Origin of the sequence: Chitinophaga sp. 22308, from assembly GCF_052045305.1 — a bacterium.
Classification (GTDB): Bacteria; Bacteroidota; Bacteroidia; order Chitinophagales; family Chitinophagaceae; genus Chitinophaga; species Chitinophaga varians_A.
The window spans coordinates 701,013-724,347 of record NZ_JBQEOP010000003.1 but is presented as its reverse complement, the minus strand read 5'-3'; the positions used below and the strand labels follow the sequence as shown (position 1 = coordinate 724,347).

The following is a 23,335-nucleotide window of genomic DNA, read 5'->3' as shown; positions in this document are numbered from 1 at the left end:
CCATTAAGAAATGAAACCAACCAAAGTAAGCAGACTGCTGCCACTGGCGGTCTGCCTGGCATGGAATGTCCATGTAATTGCCGGTCCGGTGCCGGTTCCCACACTTGCCGTTATCCAGGGACAAGCACCTGAAAAAGCCAAAAAGGTAACATTGTACGCCGTGGAAGAAGGCCGCAAATCCGAAATTGCCAATGCTATGGTGGATGAGCAGCATGCTTTTGCCTTTGCCATCCCGTCGCCTAAAGAAGGGTTCTACTATCTCTCCGTTGGCACTCGCGGAGACACCCGTATTTATCTTAAACCGGGCGATCAGCTGAAGCTGAAGCTGGAATATGATGCTTATAGCCTGCAGGCAGGATCAGCAGAGAACAAACAACTCTGGCAATGGCAAGAGCAGCTGGGCACTATCTCCCGTTATACGAGCCTTGGGGATACGGCCACTTACATGACTTTCTTTCCCAGGCTGGAAGCATTGGCCCCCAGGGTGTCCGGCCTGAAAAAGGCGGTGAACACTCCCAACAAAAAGTTCAACGAACTGCTGAAATACACCATGGACGTGGATATGGAGCTTGTAGCCATGTCATTTTTGCTGATGCCGCACTCCAAACACCCGGAGAAGGGCCAGTATCCGGCTTTTTATCGGCAGATTATACAGAACAACAAATACTGTGATGGCAAATTGCTGGCCAACGGAGACGCGGGCAGGATCGTTCGTTTATATGAGACGTTTACCTACATCATGAGTACGGAAAAAAGGGCGGCCCCGGCTTCCCTGGCGGAAAATGCACGGCTGTTTTGCAATGATACCATCAAAGGGCTGTTTATCACGGAAAGCCTGGGCGGGTTCAGAACGTTCGATAAGCTCACGGAGGCGGTAACGCCTGTGAAACAGTACCTGGTAACAGCCGACCAGCAACAGCGTTACCTGGCGGCAGAGAAAGCCTTGCGTAAGTTTGCCGCAGGAGAACCAGGGTTCAATTTTAATGGCGAGGATACCAACGGCAAAAAGGTGGCTTTCAACGATTTAAAAGGAAAAGTGGTCGTGGTGGACGTATGGGCTACCTGGTGCGGCCCCTGTAAAGCAGAGCTGCCTCACCTGCAAAAACTGGAAGAAGAGCTGCACGACAAAAACGTCACCTTCGTGGGCTATTCTGTCGACGAGGCCAAAGACAAAGAAAAGTGGTCGGCTTTCGTGAAAGAAAAAGACATGAAAGGAGTTCAGCTCTTTGGCGTAGGCTGGGGAGAGGTGACCAAATTTTATGATATCAAGGGTATTCCCCGCTTTATGGTGTTTGACCAGCAGGGTAAGATAGTGACTATCGACGCGCCGCGTCCTTCTACGCCGGAGCTGAAAGCACTGATAGAAAAGCTGCTTGGCAAAGGGTAACTGCCAGGAATAGAGATACAAAAAGAAAAAGGCTTCCGGAAGGAAGCCTTTTTCTTCTATAATGCGATGTGAAAAACTATTAGAGTTTTGCGTATTTCGCCCAGGCGTAAATGAACATCAGAGCAAAAATAACGATGGCACAAGGAGCCAGAAAATGACCAATGCTATCACCCACCTTGTAAAAGTTGGTGGTCTGTACTACTGTTAAGAGATTCGTCAACATTGTATAATGATTTATTTATTTCCTGGGTGCAAATTAGAACATTCATGGCAAATTCCCAATCCTGCCAGCTATTACCATCGGGTTAATTGTTGGATACACTGATCCAGACGGGATTTGGCGAGGAAATTTTTTTCCAGTGCCGCAGCAAATGGCACCGGTGTGTCGAGACTGGCGCAGCGGACAACGGGCGCATCCAGGAGATGAAAACAATGTTCAGCTATCCAGGCGCTTATTTCTCCTCCCAGTCCGCCGGTGAGGGTGTCTTCATGGAGCACCAGCACTTTGCCGGTAAGGGCTACAGTATCCCGGATGGCGTCGTAGTCCAGCGGCAGCAGGGTGCGGAGGTCCAGGATGGCGATGGAGAGCGCCGGATGGGCGGCAGCATATTCCATGGCCCAGTGTACGCCGCTGCCATAGGTGATGATGCTGATATCGTCTCCGGCCTGTATGAGCCGGGCTTTTCCGATTTCCATCGTGTAGTAGCTGTCGGGCACCAGTCCGCTGATGCTGCGGTAAAGCGCCTTGTGCTCAAAGTACATCACCGGATTAGGGTCTGCAATGGCCGCCGTCAGCAGGCCTTTGGCATCTTCCGGTGTGGAGGGGTATACCACTTTCAGGCCGGGCACATGGGTAAACCAGGCCTCGTTGCTTTGTGAGTGGAAGGGTCCAGCCCCTACGCCGCCGCCGGTGGGCATCCTGATCACCACATCGGCTGTCTGCCCCCAACGGTAGTGTATCTTGGCGAGATTATTTACGATCTGGTTAAAACCACAGCTGACAAAGTCGGCAAACTGCATTTCCACCATGCTTTTGAAACCGGCGATAGACAGGCCCAGGGCGGTGCCAACGATAGCGCTCTCACAGAGTGGGGTATTGCGCACTCTTTCTTTTCCGAAACGTCCCAGCAGGCCGTCGGTGATTTTGAAAGCGCCGCCATATGCGGCAATATCCTGTCCCATGAGCACGAGTTCCGGATATTGCTCCATAGACTGTCGCAGTCCTTCGGAAATAGCGTCGATGAATCGTTTTTCAGAAGCGGTGCCGGAAGGAAGTAAGGCCGGTGGCGCCGGAGCGTATATGTCTTCCAGTTCGGTACTGGTATTCACCGCGAAGGGGCTGGGTTCCAGCCCTTTGGCCACCTCTTCGTCGATACGATGCTTCAGTTCCTGCCGGAGGGCTTCTATGCCGGCATTGTCCAGCAGGTGGGCTTCCCGCAGGAATGTTTCGTATTGTGCGATGGGGTCTTTTTTGCCCCATTGCTCGAAAAGCTCTGGCGGCACGTATTTCACGCCACTGGCTTCTTCATGGCCTCTCATGCGGAAGGTCATGGCTTCTATCAGTACGGGCTTCTGTTCTTTGATGGCGTAAGCACGGGCGGTACGGATGGTCTGGTATACCTCAAGAAGGTTGTTGCCGTCTACTTGTACGCCTTCCATGCCGTAACCGATGGCCTTGTCAACGAGGCTTTTGCAGTGATATTGTTCGCTGACTGGAGTACTGAGGCCATAGCCGTTATTTTCCACCAGGAAGATGACGGGCAGGCCCCATACGGCGGCCACGTTAAGCGCCTCATGAAATTCACCTTCGCTGGTTCCCCCTTCGCCGGAAAAGGCGAGCGATACTTTATGTTCTTTTTTCAGCTGATGGGCCAGTGCAATTCCATCTGCGATGGAGAGCTGCGGGCCCAGATGGGAGATCATCCCACAGATATGATAAGCCCTGCTGCCAAAGTGAAAGGAACGCTCACGGCCTTTGCTGTATCCTTCGTCACTGCCCTGCCATTGCAGGAGCAGCTTATGCAGGGGCATATTACGTGTGGTGAATACACCGAGGTTGCGGTGCAGCGGCATGATCCATTCATCGGCTTCCAGCGCCAGGGTGGCGCCTACTGCAATGGCCTCCTGGCCAATACCGGAAAACCATTTGCTGATTTTCCCCTGCCGCAACAGCAGCAGCATTTTTTCTTCTATCAGCCGTGGGTACAGCAGTGCCCTGTAAAAAGACAACAACTCCGTGTCGGCGAGATGAGACCGGTCGAAATACATGTATAGGCTATTTTACGGCGTGAACAGGGCAGGAGGTCAGTCATTGCTGCCACCGGCGAGGTTGATCAGGAGACTGTTGATAATGGTCATCACGATACTGAACAACATAGCCCACCAGAAACCGTCCACTTTAAAGCCAGGGACGATCTTTGCGGCCAGCAGTATAATGATGGCGTTGATCACAAACAAAAACAAACCCAGTGTCAACAGCGTGGCGGGGAGCGTAAGCAATACCAGCAACGGTTTTACCAGTGCATTCAGTAATGCCAGCACAAGTGCCAGGATCAGCGCGGTAACAAAACTATCGATTTTGACTGCCGGCTTCAGCAGGTAGGTTGTTAACATAGCCGCCAGTGCACTGACTAATATACGGACCAGGAAACCCATATGATTGTATTTAGTGTATCAGAAACTACTTTAAGATAACGAAAAAAAACAGCATCAACGTATACAGTGATATAACTGCAGTAACAGCGGCATTATCAAATTAAAAAGCCCTGTCAACAGTGATTGACAGGGCTTTAATCATATAACGTTTTAATCTTCGTCAATCAGGGGAATGAGTATCAACCCTGTACATCACAGTCGCGGTAAGCTTTTATCAGCGCGGCTTCCCCGTCTTTACCCTGGCCGGCGATGCCGTGTTCCATACCCAGCACGCCTTTATATCCTTTCTTGTTCAGGTGGGCGAAAATATTTTTATAGTTGATTTCACCGGTGCCGGGCTCCCTGCGGCCGGGGTTGTCACCGATCTGGATATAGGCAATTTCATCCCAGCACTGGTCGATAGTAGGGATGAGGTTGCCGGTATTGCGCTGCATATGGTAGATATCATAGAGAATTTTGCAGGAAGGGCTGTTGACGGCCTTACAAATCTCAAAGGATTGTTCAGCGGTACGGAGGAACAGATCCGGTGTATCACTGAGTGGTTCCAGCACCATGACAAGTTTATGTGGTTCAAAGATGGCAGCGCCTAAACGTAAAGCGGTGATCACGTTGGCAGTCTGAATGCCCATGGGCAGGCTGCGGTCGAAGAAGCCGGGCACTACGGTGGCCCATTTGGCGTTGCAGCGTTTAGCCACGTCCACACTGTCTTTACAGGTTTTCACAAAGGCATCGGTGAATTCCTGTTTGCCGGTAGTCAGCGAAGTTTTCCAGTTGTTGCCGGTATCTACTACAAACACGCCCATGGTCATGCCCAGTTTGGCGAGCAGGTTGCCAATCTTTTCTTGTTCAGCTACAGGGCGGTGCATCATGCCGTTATCTTCTATTGACCGGAAACCCTGGTCGTACATATATTTGATCTGGTCTAGGAAATCTGCGCCGGCACTGTTTTTAAACATGCCATCGTGCGGGGCGAAGTTCATCTTAAAGGGTTTTTCCTTAGCAGCTGTAGTGCCGGCCATAGCAGCCTGGCTTTTGCTGGTAATACCGCCCAGGGCCAGCGCGGAGATGCCGGCCAGAGTGCCCTGCTGCAGGAATTTTCTTCTTTCCATAACGTAAGGTTATTTTAAAATGACATAGAAAAGGACATCCGCTAAATTTAATCGCTTTTATAAGGAAATGCTAATAAAGCTGAAAAAAATTCAACTCATCCTCCATTTTTCGCATTCATAAAAAAATATTGCATTCCACTTTGTAATTTTTTAAATTCACCCACTTGTATTTTTTAAAACGTTTGGATGACTAGATATTATGTGACCTTTCTGCTGGGCGGGTTGCTCGGCCAGGTTATGACTACACGGGCGCAACAAGCCTTCACACAGTATGAACAACAGATCCCAGGAACTACGGTAAGTTTTAAAATGGTGCCGATCAAAGGAGGCACTTTCACGTTAGGAAGCCCGGACAATGAAAAAGGAAGAAACAAAGACGAAGGCCCGGCGAAAAAAGTAACAGTGGGTGATTTCTGGATGGGAGCTACAGAAGTGACTTTCGATGAATATGATATATATGCCGATGCGGAAAAGGATAAAACACCTGTTCCGGACGGTATGACGCGCCCCAGCCCGCCATATATTGATCTGACGCTCGGAATGGGTAAAGCCGGTGGATATCCGGCCAATAGTATGAGCCAGTATGGTGCCCTGATGTATTGTAAATGGCTGTACGCTAAAACCGGCATCTTCTACCGTCTGCCTACCGCGGCAGAATGGGAATATGCCTGTCGCGCGGGGTCATCCACTCCCTATCCGTACGGAACAGATGCGTCCCAGCTGAAAAAATACGCCTGGTACGAAGCCAATAGCGAAGACAAATACCACAAGGTAGCACAGCTGCAACCCAATGCATGGGGACTGTATGATATGCTGGGCAACGTAGCCGAATGGACACTGGACCAGTATGACGAAAACGGTGTAGCTACGGTGTCTGCCACAGATCCATGGACGGCCCCCACAGCTAAAATGCCCCGTGTGATCAAAGGCGGCAACTACAAAGATGCAGCCCCGGCCTTACGCAGCGCCGCCCGTCTGAAGTCGGACCCGATATGGAACCGCAGGGACCCACAGATTCCGAAAAGCTCCTGGTGGAATGCTGACGCTCCGTTTATTGGTTTCCGTATTGTAAGGCCAGCCAAACAACCAACACCGGAAGAAGCACAGAAATTTTTTGAAGAAGTGATCGATAAGTATAAAGGCGCACGCTAAACATCATCTAAAAAATCAATAAATCACAACGCATTTTTTATGGAAAGCGAACAACAAAAATTCCACGACAAAGGCCGCCGCGACTTCGTTAAGCAGACTTCCCTGCTTGCCGGAGGATTGCTGGCCATGCCCATCTTATCTAAAGCAAACTATTTCTCCGGTTCTTCTGATGTGATCAAGATTGCCCTCATTGGTTGCGGCGGCCGTGGTACCGGTGCTGCTACACAGGCACTGAGCACCAAAGAAAACGTGCAACTGGTAGCAATGGCCGATGCCTTCCCTGACAGGTTGAACGACAGCTACAACAATATTAAGGAAGCCCTGGGCGATAAAGCCAGCAGGGTAAACGTTCCGGAAAAAAATAAATTCACCGGCTTCGATGCCTACAAACAAGCCATCGCGCTGGCTGATGTGGTGATCCTGACCACGCCTCCGGGTTTCCGGCCTATCCACTTTGAAGAAGCCATCAGACAGAATAAACACGTGTTCATGGAAAAGCCGGTGGCAACAGATCCTGCTGGTATCAAAAAAGTACTGGACGCCGCCGCTCTCGCTAAATCCAAAAAACTGAACGTGGTGGTAGGCCTGCAACGCCGTTACCAGAACTCCTATCGTGAGCTCTACAAACGCGCGCAGGACGGTATGGTAGGTGATATCCTCTCCATGCAGGTATGGTGGAACCAGGGCGCATTGTGGGTAAAACCCCGCAAACCGGAGTATACCGAAATGGAATACCAGATGCGTAACTGGTACTATTTCAACTGGCTCTGCGGCGATCATATCGTAGAACAACATATCCACAATATCGACGTAGGTAACTGGTTTAAAAACGCTACCCCTGTTACTGCCAGCGGTATGGGAGGCCGGGCCATACGCACCGGTAAAGAATACGGTGAGATCTTCGACCATCACTATGTGGAATACCGTTATGCTGACGGCATCGTGATGAACAGCCAGTGCCGCCACTGGAAAGACGCTCCCAGCAAAGTGGATGAAGAGATCGTAGGCACAAAAGGCCGCATCTACTGCGACAAAGCACAGATCGTGGACCACAAGGGGAAAGTGCTCTATCAGTTTGATAAGAAAAAGGAAAACAACCCTTATCAGACCGAGCACGACGAGCTGTTTGCTGCCATCGCAAAAGGAGAATACAAATTTGCCGATGCGCAGCGTGGCGCAGAAGCTACCCTTTCTGCCATCATCGGCCGCCTGGCCACTTATTCCGGCCAGGTGATCAACTGGAACACCGCGCTCAACTCAGGGCTGGACCTGCAACCGAAGACGTATGCCTTCGATGCGCAGCCACCGGTAATGCCGGATGCTTCCGGAAACTATGCGTATGCAAAGCCAGGTATTACAAAATATTTTTCCTGATATTTTTCTGCACACGATTATCAAACAATGGGAAGATGCCAACGTCATCTTCCCATTTTATTTATAACTTACTGCTATGAGATTAATTTTACTGCTTTCCGCCATCGGCCTGTCTTTACAGGCTTCGGCCCAGACGGCCGCCATCACTAAATGGGCCAACAGTTCCCTGTTACACCAGCCGCCGCTGGAACAGGCGCATGTGGGTATTTCCATTTATGAACCGGCCACCAAAAAGTACTGGTACCAGTACCAGGACGATAAGTTTTTTACCCCTGCCTCCAATACCAAGATATTCTCCCTGTACGCAGGGTTGAAGCTGCTGGGCGATTCGTTGCCGGCTGCGCGCTATTACGAAAACGATACCGCCATTTTTGTGAAAGGCATGGCAGACCCTTCTTTCCTGCATCCTGATTATACTTTTCAACCGCTGCTGCAGCTGTTGCAACAAACCGGTAAACAGATATATCTCGTTCCTGCGGTCAATCTCAACAAACGTTATGGCCCCGGATGGTCATGGGCCGACTTTGCCGATGATTACCAGCCGGAACTGACCGAATGGCCCATGTACGGCAATGTGGTCCGTATCTACCATCATGGCGATACCAGTAAAATGGTACCGGCCCTTTATGACCTGGAAGCTACGCAAGACGGCACCATCAGCAATACCAGCACCGACAGGGATGAAAGAAACAATCTTTTTTTCCTGAAATACAACCCTGCCTATAAGGAGGTTGCTTCCACAGAAGTGCCTTTTATCACAGGCGGAGAACAACAGCTCCGGGAAAGACTACAGGACACGCTGCATAAACGTATAGGCCTCGCCGTTGCCCCGCAATTTGCATCGTTTCAATTACTGAAAAGTATTCCGGCCGATTCGCTGTTTACGCCAATGATGCACCGCAGTGATAATTTCTTTGCGGAGCAAACACTCATGATGGCGTCCGCCAGTCTCTGGGATACGATCAGCACCAAAAAGATGATCGCCTGGCTGCAGGACGGCGACCTGAAAGACCTGCCGCATCCGCCGCAGTGGGTGGACGGTTCCGGCCTCTCCCGGTATAACCTGATCACGCCCCGCGACTTCGTCAGCATCCTGGATAAGATGTATGCGCTGTATCCGCAGCAGCGGTTATGGGATATTTTTCCTACAGGTGGTAAAGGCACCTTGCGCAATTATTATCAGCAACAGTTTGTGCATGCTAAAACCGGAACGTTGAACGGGGTGGTGGCATTAAGCGGGTATCTGGTGACGAAGAAAAATAAAACGCTGATATTCAGTGTGCTGGTAAATAACCACCAGGATACGGCCACGAATGTACGAAGAGCTGTAGAACGGCTGCTGACAATGATCTGGAAGGATTATTAAGGTGTTCAGGGTTTGAGTACATAAGATACCAGTTTGATAGTATCGTCTTCCTGGTCTGCTTCTATCAGCCCGATCCCTTTGGCGTAATAGCTGGTAGAGATGGTGCCGACGGCCACCGGGTTGTTAAGTACAATGGCAGACGCGTCCAGCTTCACAGCAATCACATCAAGATAGTTTTTGCCATTAACAGTTTTAGTGACGCCTTTCTGGGTGATGGTATGTTGAAGGATGGCTTTAGTGGTAAGGGTGCCGTTGCTGACGGTAACTGTATCTGACCAGCTGCCGCCCACCGGCACAGATTCCTTGAGATAGGTCAGTTGCAGGCTGTCTGCCTTATAGCCCTGGAAAGTGAAGATACTGGCTATCTGGGTATAAATACCGTCTTTACAGCTGGAGCAGAAGAAGACGCTGTCATCGCCCACTATTTTGTAGGTAGTGCCGTTGATAGTGGTGTCTCCCCCAACAGTCAGGGTGTAGGAAATAGTGTCCTGGGTTTTATTAACATCAATATAGGAGAAGGAGGAATTAGTAGTATACGGAGCATAGTCGCAGGCGGGGAATCCTGGTCCGTGGCTCATCTCTTTACTACAGGCGATCAGCAATGTGCAGCCTGCCAGAAACAAAAGGAGTGCGTGGAGGTGCTTCATAAACAATAGATCTGGTTATCCTATAACGTTCACTGCTATGAATTTATGCAAAAAAGGCCAATAGTTTTTGGAACTACCGGCCTTTTTCATGTATAGTGATTTTTTGTTATTCTATTCTTACTTTAAATGAGCCACTGATGGGAGTTGGATTGCCCTGCGAAGGTAATACAGTACCGAAAAAGACGCCTTCAAGATAGTCGCTGGCGCCTCCGGTATGTGTAATTATAACTGTTATAGTATCGTTCGTATAAGTTTTAACTATAGTGTTCACCCAAACGTAGGGTGAAGTAAAGGTGCCAGGCTTAATATTGGGTAGTCTCATATTAAATAGGACTTTAGGGCTTGTTGAACTAATGGCTGAAAGGGTATAGTATTTTGCCGTATCTGCACTATTATAAGACAACGTGACTGATTTTTGAGGAGAGCTAATTCTGGTGCCGCCGCCCTCCAGCCAGTAATAAAGAGTGTTCATTGCGGTGTCACATGCTGCCTGATGTAGGAAATAATTACCCCTGGGCAACTGATAGGTTGAGGTAGACATTTTGTTGGCGATTTCATCTGTCGCATTTAGCACCAGATTCGCCGTATTTGAGTTGCAGCGAAGAAAAGGCGCTGTATATTGTCCATTGACGATAGGAACGGAATAATGTATGCCGTTTACCTGTATATTAACTACGCCTTTGGTAACAAGTCCGCCATCACAGGTACTTACTAGTCCGCTAAGGGATATTTGAGGTTTGAAGTCGGTGGATATTGTAAACGTTTGGGGACTAACATCGGTGCTCCAGGGACCAATCTTTTGCGAGAAAAGAATATTGTTGTCCGCATCTTTTACGGTAATTGTTACTTGTTCATTGGCGGGTAGGAAGATGTTTACTTCTCCGGCGCCATCCGTATAACTAACATAATTGCTGCTATCAGCACGGGAAATCTGAACGCGGGTATTGGCCAACAGGTTATTTTGCTTGTCCTTGAAAATAGCTCTGAGATTAATAATTGGGAATTGAGCGTCGCAATTCCAGAAAGAGAAGTGCTTAACAGTGCCTGTATAACTGTCACCTGTTTTCTGCGCGTTGCCTTCCTGCCTCCACAGGCCGCTACTTCCATCAAAGTACCATAATGGAATGGTTGCCGGTGCTCCTTTTTGTAGCATTGCTGGGATCGTCATACGGAAGTTAACGTTATTCCGGCCGTCGAGATGTAGTTTCTCACCATTTTCTCCCTGTAGTTCTAGGGCCATCATACCCAGTGACTGTAGCCCGACCAATTCGTTTTTATCATTTACTGCTCGCAAATCACCTGGCATCATGTCTGCGAAATTATGGCTTTCAGGATTTATAAAGGCGTATGCCAGTGAAGCTTTGCCTTTGTAAATATTGTTAGATGCATCCAGTACCTGGTTAGAGGTGAAGGTGAACTGCGCATTGGAAGCGGCGATTGTACCACCGACAGCTGCATCAAAAGTGCCTGCGGTTGTTTTGGGAATTAGCTGTATTTGTATGAACTGTTCCCTTCCGGTGCCGGTTACCCGAAAGGTACGGACACCGCTAAAATAACCGGCCTTCTGTATGTTCACAACAGCCGCCTCTTCTGTCAGTGTTACTTGTGGAAAGCGAAAGGTCCCGTATTGATCTGTGGTAGTATTTTGGTCCCCACACTGCACCTGGGCTCCAACTAAAGGGGCATTTTGCTCATCCATAACAAGCCCTTGCAGACCAGCCTGGATCTTTTTACCAGAGATAGGAAGGGTGTCAGCAGGAGGGGTGCCTGGTTGCGTGGGGCTATCCGGAGTATTTTTTTTATTACAGGCTGAAAATAACAGGATGAAACAGGTTAACAGCCACAGTATATTCTTTGCCATGGGATTAAATTTCAAGCTAAAATTATGGAATCTGTATTTTAAATATGCCTCTATATCTATAAGTTTTAAAAAAAGGCGTCAAAACCACGTTTATTTTTAGAAAATAATCAATCTTTTTCTGAATATCTTACTCAGTGTATTCGATACACTTGTTGTTAATAAATCTAAATCTTATTGTAACAATCTAAATAACGTCACATAAATTATTGAAAAACAGTAAAACGTAGCATTTTTTATCACCCAAAAATCTCATTTATGAATCCACGTTATGCGAAGGCAGTGCTATTGCTATGCCTTTCCGCCGCCTCATCAGGGCCGGTCGCAGCCAGGGCTTTAATGCCTGCGGTGTGGCAGCAGGCCAATCCAACAATAGAAGGTAAAGTCAGGGACGTCAACGGGAATCCCCTGCCAGGGGTAACGGTACTGTTGAAAGACAGCCAGCGCGGTGCCGTTACAGACGTAAAAGGAAGCTTTACCCTGAAGGACATTAAGAAGGACGCGGTACTGTTGTTCCAGTTTGTAGGTTATGATCCGCAGGAAGTTAAAGTAGAAGGTCGTACATCCATTAACGTTGTCCTGAAGGAAAACCAGAAAACCCTGGACGAATACGTTGTTGTAGGGTATGGCACACAGAAAAAGGTGACCAAGACCGGCGCCGTGGCCACCGTGAAAGGAGCTGAACTGCAGCAGTCTCCCAACGTGAACATCTCTAACTCACTGGTAGGACGTATCCCGGGCATCATCGCTGTCAACAACAGCGGCGAGCCGGGCAATGACAACTCCCGTATTTTTATCCGCGGCCGCAGCACGCTCGGTGTTAGCACGCCGCTGTATGTAATCGATGGCATTCCCCGTGAAGGCTTTGCCCGCCTGGCCCCCGGGGACATTGAAAGCGTGTCTGTATTGAAAGACGCGGCTGCTGCCATCTACGGTTCCCGTGCGGCCAACGGCGTTATCCTCGTTACCACCAAACGCGGAAAAATAGGCAAGCCTACTGTTAACTACGGCTTTAACCAGTCTTTTGTATCGCCTACCCGCCTGCCTAAAATGGCGGATGCGCCCACCTACGCCAGGCTGGTCAACGAAATCCTGCAGTATGGCGGCGACGCGCCCCGCTTCTCAGAAGACCAGATCAAAAAATTCGGTGACGGCTCCGATCCCTGGTTATACCCTAACACTAACTGGTATGATGCCGTGATCAAAAATACCTCCCTGCAAAACAGGCATGACCTGTCCCTCAGCGGCGGTACGGAAAAAATGACGTATTACGTATCACTCGGAAGCCTCTTCCAGGATGGTATTTATAAGTCCAGCGCCACCTATTATAAACAACAAAACATCAGGGCCAACCTCGACGCAAACGTGAATGAAAACGTGCATCTGCGCTTCGACCTGGCAGGAAGACTGGAAAACAGACATTTCCCGCCCCGTTCTGCCGGTTCCATTTTCCGCTCCCTGATGCGTGGACGGCCTACTGAAAACGCCATCTGGCCCAATGGCCTCCCCGGACCAGACATCGAATACGGGGACAACCCGGTGGTAACGAGCACCGATATTATCGGATACACGAACGATAAAAACTATGTAGTTAACGGTACCCTCGGCGCAACTGTCAACATCCCCTGGGTACAAGGATTGTCTGTCGATGGAAACTTCGCTTATGATCAGAACTTCGCTTTCATCAAAACATGGGTAAAGCCCTGGACGCTTTACACGCTTGATCCCAACAGCCCGGACCATAAGCTGAATCCCGCTTCAAGAGGGGTGAGCGCGCCGGAGCTGAATGAAAGCTTCAACAGCAACCGTATGACAACGGTGAACGTGAAACTGAATTATGTACGCTCTTTCGGAAAACATAACCTGAACACTTTCATCGCCTTTGAACAGGCCACTTTTGATGGCGACACCATGCTGGCCAATCGCAGGTACTTTATCAGTGATAAACTCGACCAGCTGTTTGCCGGCGGTGATAAGGAAAAAAATAACGGCGGCACCGGCTTCTCTTTTGCACGCAGAAACTATTTTGGCCGTATTTCTTACAACTATAAAGAAACATACCTGTTTGACTTCAACGCCCGTTATGACGGTACGCAGAACTTCCCGCGCAACAGCCGCTTCGGTTTCTTCCCCGGCGCTTCTGTGGGCTGGGTGCTGTCTAATGAAGGTTTCTGGAAAAAAGGCGTGCGTGCAGTGGATTACTTCAAAGTCCGCGCTTCATGGGGCCAGATGGGGAATGACCAGATCCCGTCTTTCCAATACCTCAGCACCTACGGGTTCAGCGATGGGGGTGTGATGTTCGGTGGAGACCTGAACAAAGGTATTTACCAGATGCGTTCGCCTAATGAAGCCATTACCTGGGAGGTGGCCAATAACTACGACGTAGGTATCGAGGCGTCATTGTTAGGTGAGAAACTGTCTGTGGAAGCGGATTATTTCTATACCCGCCGCGCCAACATCCTGGTAAGCCGTAGCCAATCCATGCCCGCCTATACCGGTATGACGCTGCCACAGGAAAATATCGGTAAAGTGGAAAACAAAGGTTTTGAAGTTGTCCTGAAACACAAAAACGATATCAACAAATTCCATTACGAGGTAGTCGGTACCGTTACCCATGCTCAAAACAAGATCCTGTTCTGGGACGAAGTGCCCAATGTTCCCGAATGGCAGAAATCAACCGGCAGAATGATCGATGCGCCGCTGTACTACAAAGCGATCGGCATCTATAAAACACAGGAAGAAGTAGACAAGTCTCCCCATATCAGCGGAGCCCGCGCCGGTGACGTGATTTTTGCCGACGTTGACGGCAACGGTATCATCGATGACCTGGACCGTGTCCGGGTAAACCGCACCGAAAATCCCACCTGGATATTCGGTCTTACGCTGAGTGCCAAATACAACAACTTTGATTTCACTATGTTGTGGCAAGGTGCTACCGGCGCCAGCCAGTACCTGCACACGGAATCCGGTCTGATCGGCAACTTCCCCGAAGCGTATATCAAAGACCGTTGGACACCCGATAACATCAACGCATCCTGGCCAAGGGTAAATGACCGTGACCGCGAATACTGGGTAAACCGCCAGAACACTTTCTGGTTCTGGAAAACAGACTATGCCCGTCTTAAAACAGTGGAACTGGGGTATACTATTCCCGGACATGCTATCAGAAGCATAGGCCTGCAAAAACTGCGGGTATATGTGAGTGGTCAAAACCTGGTGACGATCGACAACGTAAAAATATTTGATCCGGAAGCGCCCATGGGCAGCGGCCAGTTTTATCCGCAGTCGAAGATTTATAATGTGGGATTAAATGTTACTTTCTAAACAACAAGCCATGAAAAAATCAAACATCATACAATATATAGTAGTGGCGGGATTACTATTTGCCACTGCTGCCTGTAAAAAGGACTTCCTGGAGAAGAAGCCGCTGACAGAATATGAGGAATCAGATGTATGGAAAGACAAAGGCCTTGTACAGGCGTTTGTGAACGACCTCTATGTACAGATGCGCCCGGGATACCTGGAAGTAATGCTGGCCTCCATGACAGACGAAGCCCGTTTTATTCACGATTATAACACCTCTCTTGTTGTACAGGGCAACGTGTCGCCGGACGATATCGGCCGGCTCAGTGATTTCGCCCGTTGGGACAATCACTATAAAGAGATCCGTAACTGTAACATGTTTTTCGAAAAGATTGACCAGTCGCCTATTGATGACGCTACCCGTAACGCCATGAAAGGCGAGGTGCATTTTATGCGTGCCTGGTATTATCATATGCTGGTGAAATACTATGGGGGCGTGCCATTGATCACCAAGACTTTTAATGTAAAGGGAGATGAACAGGAGATCCTGAACATTAAACGGGCTACTTACGAAGACTGTGTGAAATTTATCTCCGACGAATGCGACAGTGCTTCCAAACTGCTGCCGGCGGTGTATGAGTTGCCGAAAGACAAAGGCCGTGTCACCAAAGGCGCAGCCATGGCGCTGAAATCAAGGGTGTTGCTCTATGCGGCCAGCGATTACTTTAATGTCAACGTAAAAAGTCCTTTGATGGGCTATACCACTGGCAGCCAGACCGACCGTTTACGGGCGGCCAAAAACGCAGCTAAAGCGGTGATGGACCTGGGTTTATATGAGCTGTACCATCCTACGGATTCTGCTGCGGAAAATTACAGTCGTATCTTCCTGGACAAAGACCACAAAGAGCTGATTTTTATCAAACAATATGATAAGGCGCTGTTAGGCACATCACATGATCTTTACAACGGCCCTAACGGTTATCATAACTGGGGCGGTAATGTGCCGCTGGAGAACTTTGTGACCGGTTACCAGATGAAAGACGGTTCGGCATTTTCCTGGGCCAATACCAGTCAGGCCAGTGCGCCCTATGTAGGCCGTGATCCGCGCTTCTATGCCACTATCCTGTATGATGGCGCCAAATGGAAGCCCCGTCCTAAAGACGGTGCCGAAGTAGATCCCATTGGTATTATTCAAACAGGAAAATACGAGCCTAAAAACGGCGGCCGTGACAGCGTATGGGGACTGGATACCCGCAACAGCACTATCGAAAACTGGAACGGTACTTTCTCCGGATATTACCTGCGTAAGTTCATGGACAAAAACCTGGATGCGCAGTTTTTCCGTGGCGACCAGAACTGGATTTTCATCCGTTATGCTGAAGTGCTGCTGAACTATGCAGAGGCCAGCATCTGGCTGGGAGAGGAAGCGGATGCGCTGCCTGCGCTGAACGCGGTACGCACCAGGGCGGGAATGCCTGCCACCACTGCTTCCGGCGATGCGCTGAAAGCGGTGCTGAAGTATGAAAGGAGGTATGAGCTGGCTTTTGAGGAGCATCGTTTCTTTGACGCCCGCCGCTGGGTAACTGATGCGATGATTTATTTCAACGGTAATGCACAGGGTATTGAAGTGTTGGGATCACAGATCGCTAACCATCCTTTTGTATACCGGCCTGTCAATATACAGAGCCGTACTTTTAAAGACAAGAATTACCTGCTGCCGATCCCTGCTGCCGAGATCAGGAAAAACGGCAACCTGGAACAACAGGTGCCGTATAAATAAAGGAGATATTTGCCTATATAAAGGAGAAGAGGGTGTCCCGGTATAACGGAGACACCCTCTTACGTTTATCCGTAGATCTTATAAAACAACGTCTCAATAATATAACGGCTATGTTGCTGTATCCCGCGACCTTTACATCATCAAACAAGCAACATAAAAGTTATGGAAATAAATAATAATCACCACGGACATCATGGACATCACGGACAGCCGTCACCAGTGGAAATGAAACTGATATCTGGTACCGACGCCATTGTAGCCGGGGAAAATACAAGGTTGATATTCAGGCCGGTGAATAACAATCATCCTGATGCTGCTGTTCCATTAAGCATACAGCATGAAGCGGAATTTCACCTGATCATTGTAAACAGCCAGTTGACTTCTTTTGAGCATCTGCATCCTCAACGCAATGACGAGGGCAGTTATTTTATAGATGTTACGTTTAATCACGGAGGGAAATATCTCATTTACGCCGACTATCAGGCCGAAGGACATGTCCCGCAAACTGACAGGCTTACTTTGTTTGTAAAAGGCGCGGAACAACAGGCTGTGGATGAAACGAATGAAAAGCACACTGCGGTTGCCGACGGATTACACCTGGCCATTGCTGCGGCAACGCCTTTTGCAGCAGGAGCAGAAAGCCATATCCCGGTTACCATAACAAAAGACGGAAAGGCGCTGGATGCGGTAGATATAGAGCCATATCTGGGAGCGGTGGCGCATATCATCCTGATCGGCCGGGAAGACAAGGATTTTTTGCATATTCATCCTATGTCCGACAGTCAGTATCCGATCATCGGTCATACCCTGTTCCCCAAGGCGGACATTTACCGTATGTGGATACAATTTAAAACCGCAGGCGTATTACATACCGCCAACTTTACCATACATGTAAAAAGCAGTAACGCTGCAGAAGGTGTAACAGGACACAGCCACCATCATCACCACTAGGCGTTAACTGTAACACAGCATACAAAAGGGTGCCCCATTGAGGCACCCTCTTTTATTAAAATCAAATATCTCCGTATTAAACGCCCAGTGACCAGCCGTCGCGGTAGGTACGTTTCACGAACTGGTTGGCTTCATCGAAGTTGGTGATCTTCATGTTGGCGCCGTCCCAGAGCAGTTTGATGTAGCGTCCGGGGTAGTCGTATCCTTTCCCGGAGGCCTTAGGCTTGCGGATGTCGAAGCTGCGGATAGCCAGATTGGCCATCAGGATAGTTTCGGTCAGCGGGCCTGCGATATCGAATGGTGAGCTGAGTGTTTTGGCCTGCTTGCTGTTATAGCCGGCAATGGCTGCATTTACCCATTGCACGTAGTGTCCTTCCGGCACGCGGGCAATGGTTTGAGGCACATTGACTTCGGTGCTGCGGGAAGTAGGGAGCAGTTTGGGGTACATACCGTAGGTTCCGCACATCATCTTGCCTTTATCCCCAATGAAAATAGCACCGTTACCGCCGTCGCCCATCACTTCGTTGGGACCCAGTTCTTCAGGGCGTTCCGGCTGAATGCCGCCGTCCATCCAGTGAAGGGTGATTTCCTTGCCGTTTTTGCCGGGGAATTTCATGATCACATGGGAAGAAGGAGGGCAGCTTTCCGGGAAGTAACCGCGGGTGAATTCACCTACGTAAACGCTGCCTACGCTGCACTCTACGGAAGTAGGGTAGCCGAGGCCCAGTACGCGGAAGGGTGGTTCAATGATATGACAGCCCATGTCGCCGATGGCGCCGGTACCGTAATCCCACCAGCCGCGCCAGTTGAACGGTACGAGGTTGTCTACATAATCTTTTTTTGGTGCAGTGCCCAGCCACAGGTCCCAGTTCAGTTCTTTGGGAACTTCTGCTTTGCCGGTAGGCCATGCAATGCCCTGCGGCCAAACGGGACGGTCTGTCCAGCAGTATACGGTGTGTACATCTCCGATCAGGCCGGCGTTGTACCACTCCATCAGCTGGCGTACGCCATCACCGGAAGAGCCCTGGTTGCCCATCTGACTGACCACTTTATGTCTCTTGGCGCCCTGTGTGAGCATACGCGCTTCATAGATGTCGTGTGTCAATGGTTTCTGCACATATACGTGTTTCTTCAGCTGCATAGCGCCCATGGCGGCTACGGCGTGCTGGTGGTCCGGCGTGGACACGGAAACCGCATCGAAATTTTTGTGCTCTTTATCGAACATCTCCCGGAAGTCAGCATAGAACTTGGCCTTCGGGAATTTTTTAACGGCTTCGGCTGCACGACGGGTATCTACATCGCAGAGGAAAGCGATGTCAGCAGGACCTTTGGCGAATTCGGAGATGTCGCCGAATCCTTTACCGCCAACACCTACACCGGCCACGCGCAGGCGGTCGCTCGGTGCGGTAAAACCTCTACCCAGTACATGACGTGGAACGATCATGAACCCTGCGGCTGCCAGCGCGCCATTTCTCAGGAATGATCTGCGGGACACCTGGTTGTCCCCGCTCTTTTTTTCTGGAACCATGAGTAATATTCTTTTTAGGTACTTGTTAATCGCGGATAATGACGAATCGCGGACCGCAGGGGCGAAGATAAAAGGCGAAGCCTGTTTTTCTATGCCCGCACATCAACAGACGTCCCGGATTCATCATTCATAACGTTTATTTAATCCCAGGTCATGATCTTGCCTCTGTCTTCTATCTTGAGGCAGGTGGCCAGGGTTTTCTCGTCGTAAGCATAACCGTATTGTTTCAGCACATCGGCCGGCACGCCGTCCCACTCGTTAGGTGTATTGCCTATGTAGCCGAGGTCTTTGATGCCGATCTTACTGGTGAAGAAACCGGTAGCGGTCAGGTTGCGCATACGGTTGAAGAATGCAACGCCCTGGCTGTTTTCAGGTGCTGCCTTTTCCGGATAGGCGATCAGGTCCACGATGGCAATACGTTGTTCAGGGCTGCATTCGGCAAAGGATTTATTATACCTTTTGGCACATTGAACATCCAGCCAGCGTAGGCCGCCCCGCATGGGCAACTTATGCTCCGGGATATCTTTTACGATAAACTCAATGAATTCGGGCACTTTGGCATCGGAAGCGCTGCCGGAATGTTCGTCAGCCGGAATGATGATGTCAGCCAGGATGGTGATGGTCTTCATTTCTTCCGCGGTGAAGAATTTTTCTTCCGTCAGGGCTTTGTCCCGCAGCACTTCATCCGGTGTGCGTCCGTAGCCGGCGGCGTCACCTGCTTTTTTCCCGTCGGTGGTTTTTTTGTCTTCACAGCCGGTGGCGGACAGGATGGTGCCTACAGATAAAGTTCCCAGCGCAAGGGCTTTAAGGGATTCTCTTCTATCCATTTTTTTATTTTTTTATTTTTTCATTTAGTTATTTATGTCGCCAGGATCATTCGCACTGGTCATAAATAATTAAATAATCAAATGATTAAATGGCTAAATGATTAAATGTTTTGTTTTTTCAGCTGGTCCACGATATACTCTGATGCGCGCATGGAGAGGGCGAGGATGGTCCAGGTCGGGTTTTTATCGGCCTGTGACACGAAGGCGCCGCCATCTACCACGAAAAGGTTTTTTACTTCATGTGCCTGGTTGAATTTGTTCAGCACGGAAGTCGCCGGGTTGTCGCCCATGCGGGTGGTGCCCACTTCGTGGATAATACGGCCAGGGTTTTCCAGCCCGTATTTGGTGTCTTCTCCGGGTTTGGTACCGGAAGGAACGCCGCCCATCTCCACGATCAGCTGCTCGAATGTGTCCTGCATGTGTTTGGCCTGTTTGATCTCATGATCGCTCCAGGTATAGTGGAAACGCAGTACGGGGATACCGTATTTGTCCACCACATTAGGATCTATTTCGCAGTAGTTGTCTTCCCGCGCAATACATTCTCCTCTACCGGCAAAGCCGATGTAGGCCCCGAAGTAACGACGGTAATCGTCTTTCAGGGAGGCACCGTAACCGCCGGCTGCTTTGGGTTTGCCATCGCGACCGGGGTATTTCCCGTTCATGTTTTCCATGCCGAACCCATAGCCATAGGAGGGCATATGCATACCGCCGCCCATTTCAATGTGGTAGCCGCGGGCGAAGTCCAGTTTTTTATTGTCGCCCCACCATGGAATATAGAGGTGCATACCGCCTACGCCGTCTTCGTTGTAGCGTTTACGGTCCATCAGTGCGGGGACGAACCCGCCGCGGGATGCGCCAGTGGAGTCGTGCAGGTATTTGCCGACTACGCCGCTGGAGTTGGCAAGGCCATTAGGATGTTTGGCGGATTTGGAATTGAGCAGCAGCCGGGCCGATTCGCAGGCGCTGGCGGCAAGTACCACCACGCGGGCGTTAACGGAATATTCTTGCATATCTGCTTTATCGATATAAGCTACGCCGGTGGCTTTGCCGCTGTCGTCAGTGAGTACTTCCCGCACCATGGCGTTGGTGTAGAGGTCTACATGCCCGCTTTTCATGGCGGGTTTTACCAGCACGGAGGATGAGGAGAAGTCGCCGTATACGGTACAGCCACGGTTACACTGGCTGCAATAGAAACATGGGCTGCGGTCTTTGTTGACCGAGCGGGTGAGGATAGACAGGCGCGCAGGGATAACGGGAAGGCCCATTTTTTCGCCGGCACGCTTTACCATCAACTCGTGCATCCTGGGTTTGGGAGGGGGGAGGAAGAAACCGTCCGGCTCATTGGGCAGGTTTTCTTTTGAGCCAAATACGCCGATCAATTTATCTACCCTGTCGTAATAGGGCGCCACATCTGCATAGCTTATAGGCCAGTCATCTCCCAGTCCGTCATAACTTTTATGTTTGAAATCGCGTTCTCCAAAACGAAGGGAAATACGTCCCCAGTGGTTGGTACGTCCTCCCAGCATGCGGGAGCGGAACCAGTCGAATTCGGTCCCATTCTTTTTCGTATATGGTTCACCGTCAATCTGCCATCCGCCGTAGGCGGCATCAAAATCGCCGAAGGCGCGGGTTGTGCTGGCACCTCTTCTGGGAGATTCGTAGGGCCATTTCAGTTGAGTCGCCTGTTCCGGGTCTGCCGGATCATATTTAGGCCCCGCTTCCAGGAGCGCTACTTTAAGCCCGGCCTCTGATAATATTTTGGCTGCCATGCCGCCACCGGCACCCGAACCAACAATACAAACATCATAAAGCTTAGCCTGTTTTTTAATTTCAAAAGCCATTTGCGTGGAAATTTTTGGACTTTATTTAAAGAACACCGGTTTTAAATCTATAAATTAAATGCGTAAAAAGTTGTCTTTTTTTTATGAGTGAGCAGACTCCCTACATCATTGGCGTAGATATCGGTACCAGTAGTGCTAAAACGATTGGGCTTGCCCCTCAGAAAGAGGTGGTCGTGGGGGTATATCAACAGGCATATGCCACCCGGTACCCACAGCCGGGGTATGCAGAGCAAGACCCGCTGCTGTTGCTGGATGCGGTCAAAAAAGGTATCCGGGAAGTGGTGTTGCAGGCGGGGCGCCCGCCGGCAGCTGTCTCTTTCAGCAGCGCCATGCACAGCATCATGGCGGTCGACAGGCAGGGGAATGCCCTTACGCCGCTGATACTTTGGGCCGACAATCGCAGTGAGCCACAGGCGCTGGCCCTGCGGGACACGGAAGCGGGGAGACGGTTGTACCGGCAAACGGGCACGCCGGTACACGCCATGTCGCCCCTCTGTAAGTTGCGCTGGATGCGGGAAACGCAACCAGCCCTTTTCGCCCGGGCCGCTATCTTTCCGGGTATCAAGGAATATATCCTTTATCATTTTTTCGGGAGATATATAAGCGATCATTCGATAGCCTCCGCAACCGGGCTGTTTGATATTGCCACGCTGCAATGGAGCCCGGAGGCACTGGAATATGCCGGTATTACGGCGGCGCAGCTGCCGGAGCCGGTACCGGCCACCTTCCGGCTGCCGCCACTGTTGCCTGCTGTAGCGGTGGAACTGGGTATCCCGGCTGATACGCCTTTTATCATTGGGGGCAGCGATGGCTGCCTGGCCCAGCTGGGAAGCCGGGCACTCGGCCCGGGGCATGCCACCATCACCATCGGTACCAGCGGAGCGGTACGCATGGCTTCTTCCCGGCCGCAGACAGACGCCCACGGCCGTTTGTTCACCTACCTGCTGACAGACGACGTCTATATCACCGGTGGCGCCACCAATAACGGCGGTGCATTGCTGCAATGGCTGGTGCGCGATTTTCTGCGAATGCCGCTCACGGCCCTGCAACCGCTGGTGGAAGAGGCGTTGCAAACAGATACCGGTTCATTATTATGTCTTCCCTATCTGCTCGGCGAAAGGGCTCCTGTCTGGAACAGCCACGCCACAGCAGCTTTTGTGGGCATCCGGCCCGGACATGCCGCCGCCCATTTTATGCGGGCCATGCTGGAAGGGATCTGTTTTGCACTGCTAAGCATCCGCCAGGCACTGACAGAAACTGCCGGCCCGGTCCGGCGTATATCCGTTAGCGGTGGCTTTACTGCCACACCGGGATGGATACAGTTGCTGGCGGATATTTTTGGGCAGGAGATGGAGCTCCATCAGCAGAACGATGCCTCTGCACTCGGCGCTATCCTTTTGGCAACCAGGGAGTTGCACCTGCCAGAGGGAGATGGAGAAGGTGCTGCTGCTATGGTGTTCCGTCCTGACAGCGACAAATATCAGGGGTATCAAAAGAAATTTGAACGGTTCCTGCGGCTGTACGACACACTGAAGGCAGCCGGGGAACAGTAGTGAT

16 protein-coding genes are annotated in these 23,335 nt (G+C 50.3%); 8 read left to right on the top strand and 8 right to left on the bottom strand.

What is annotated here, in order from left to right; genetic code table 11:
• The first annotated feature begins 10 nt into the window (after window positions 1-10).
• Window positions 11-1,387, top strand: a complete 1,377-nt coding sequence (locus ACTJJS_RS14735; protein ID WP_440664265.1) for a TlpA family protein disulfide reductase — start codon at window positions 11-13, stop codon at window positions 1,385-1,387.
• A 294-nt stretch (window positions 1,388-1,681) separates the two neighbouring features.
• Here the strand turns inward: ACTJJS_RS14735 and ACTJJS_RS14730 are convergent, their stop codons facing one another.
• The 3 genes from ACTJJS_RS14730 to ACTJJS_RS14720 all read right to left on the bottom strand — a co-directional run bounded on the left by ACTJJS_RS14730 (window position 1,682) and on the right by ACTJJS_RS14720 (window position 5,151).
• The gene (locus ACTJJS_RS14730) at window positions 1,682-3,655 is read right to left on the bottom strand and encodes an alpha-ketoacid dehydrogenase subunit alpha/beta (RefSeq protein WP_440664264.1); all 1,974 of its coding nucleotides are present in this window, start codon (window positions 3,653-3,655) and stop codon (window positions 1,682-1,684) included.
• A gap of 36 nt (window positions 3,656-3,691) precedes the next feature.
• Window positions 3,692-4,042 (bottom strand): phage holin family protein, encoded by a 351-nt coding sequence (locus tag ACTJJS_RS14725; RefSeq protein ID WP_168870923.1) that lies wholly within the window; start codon window positions 4,040-4,042, stop codon window positions 3,692-3,694.
• A gap of 179 nt (window positions 4,043-4,221) precedes the next feature.
• A complete protein-coding gene (locus ACTJJS_RS14720) occupies window positions 4,222-5,151 on the bottom strand; it encodes a hydroxypyruvate isomerase family protein (protein ID WP_440664263.1) in 930 nt (309 codons plus the stop codon).
• A 186-nt stretch (window positions 5,152-5,337) separates the two neighbouring features.
• On the opposite strand from ACTJJS_RS14720, the gene ACTJJS_RS14715 reads away from it, so the two are divergent.
• The 3 genes from ACTJJS_RS14715 (at window position 5,338) to ACTJJS_RS14705 (ending at window position 9,043) form a co-directional block, all read left to right on the top strand.
• A complete protein-coding gene (locus ACTJJS_RS14715; protein WP_168870925.1) occupies window positions 5,338-6,303 on the top strand; it encodes a formylglycine-generating enzyme family protein in 966 nt (321 codons plus the stop codon).
• 39 nt (window positions 6,304-6,342) lie between these two features.
• A complete protein-coding gene (locus ACTJJS_RS14710; protein WP_168870926.1) occupies window positions 6,343-7,677 on the top strand; it encodes a Gfo/Idh/MocA family protein in 1,335 nt (444 codons plus the stop codon).
• Window positions 7,678-7,753: 76 nt separating this feature from the next.
• Window positions 7,754-9,043 carry a D-alanyl-D-alanine carboxypeptidase gene (locus ACTJJS_RS14705; RefSeq protein WP_440664262.1) on the top strand — a complete coding sequence of 430 codons (1,290 nt, stop codon included), beginning with the start codon at window positions 7,754-7,756 and terminating at the stop codon, window positions 9,041-9,043.
• A 5-nt stretch (window positions 9,044-9,048) separates the two neighbouring features.
• Here the strand turns inward: ACTJJS_RS14705 and ACTJJS_RS14700 are convergent, their stop codons facing one another.
• Both ACTJJS_RS14700 and ACTJJS_RS14695 read right to left on the bottom strand, forming a co-directional pair.
• On the bottom strand, window positions 9,049-9,690 hold the full coding sequence (locus ACTJJS_RS14700) for a hypothetical protein (RefSeq protein ID WP_440664261.1): 642 nt from the start codon (window positions 9,688-9,690) through the stop codon (window positions 9,049-9,051).
• Window positions 9,691-9,796: 106 nt separating this feature from the next.
• Window positions 9,797-11,551: a carboxypeptidase-like regulatory domain-containing protein gene (locus tag ACTJJS_RS14695; protein ID WP_440664260.1), complete on the bottom strand. Its 1,755-nt coding sequence runs from the start codon at window positions 11,549-11,551 to the stop codon at window positions 9,797-9,799.
• A gap of 255 nt (window positions 11,552-11,806) precedes the next feature.
• Here ACTJJS_RS14695 and ACTJJS_RS14690 point away from each other — a divergent pair, with 255 nt between their 5' ends.
• The 3 genes from ACTJJS_RS14690 to ACTJJS_RS14680 all read left to right on the top strand — a co-directional run bounded on the left by ACTJJS_RS14690 (window position 11,807) and on the right by ACTJJS_RS14680 (window position 17,582).
• Entirely contained in the window at window positions 11,807-14,872 is a 3,066-nt protein-coding gene (locus ACTJJS_RS14690) for a SusC/RagA family TonB-linked outer membrane protein (protein ID WP_440664259.1), read from the top strand.
• A 10-nt stretch (window positions 14,873-14,882) separates the two neighbouring features.
• Window positions 14,883-16,631 carry a RagB/SusD family nutrient uptake outer membrane protein gene (locus ACTJJS_RS14685; protein ID WP_440664258.1) on the top strand — a complete coding sequence of 583 codons (1,749 nt, stop codon included), beginning with the start codon at window positions 14,883-14,885 and terminating at the stop codon, window positions 16,629-16,631.
• Window positions 16,632-16,793: 162 nt separating this feature from the next.
• A complete protein-coding gene (locus ACTJJS_RS14680; RefSeq protein ID WP_440664257.1) occupies window positions 16,794-17,582 on the top strand; it encodes a hypothetical protein in 789 nt (262 codons plus the stop codon).
• Between the two features lie 76 nt (window positions 17,583-17,658).
• Here the strand turns inward: ACTJJS_RS14680 and ACTJJS_RS14675 are convergent, their stop codons facing one another.
• From ACTJJS_RS14675 to ACTJJS_RS14665, 3 genes are all read right to left on the bottom strand, one after another.
• Window positions 17,659-19,110: a Gfo/Idh/MocA family protein gene (locus ACTJJS_RS14675; RefSeq protein ID WP_440664255.1), complete on the bottom strand. Its 1,452-nt coding sequence runs from the start codon at window positions 19,108-19,110 to the stop codon at window positions 17,659-17,661.
• A 140-nt stretch (window positions 19,111-19,250) separates the two neighbouring features.
• Window positions 19,251-19,937: a gluconate 2-dehydrogenase subunit 3 family protein gene (locus ACTJJS_RS14670; protein WP_343744643.1), complete on the bottom strand. Its 687-nt coding sequence runs from the start codon at window positions 19,935-19,937 to the stop codon at window positions 19,251-19,253.
• Window positions 19,938-20,038: 101 nt separating this feature from the next.
• On the bottom strand, window positions 20,039-21,778 hold the full coding sequence (locus ACTJJS_RS14665; RefSeq protein WP_168870935.1) for a GMC family oxidoreductase: 1,740 nt from the start codon (window positions 21,776-21,778) through the stop codon (window positions 20,039-20,041).
• An 83-nt stretch (window positions 21,779-21,861) separates the two neighbouring features.
• Here ACTJJS_RS14665 and ACTJJS_RS14660 point away from each other — a divergent pair, with 83 nt between their 5' ends.
• Window positions 21,862-23,331 (top strand): gluconokinase, encoded by a 1,470-nt coding sequence (locus ACTJJS_RS14660; RefSeq protein WP_440664254.1) that lies wholly within the window; start codon window positions 21,862-21,864, stop codon window positions 23,329-23,331.
• Window positions 23,332-23,335 lie beyond the last annotated feature (4 nt).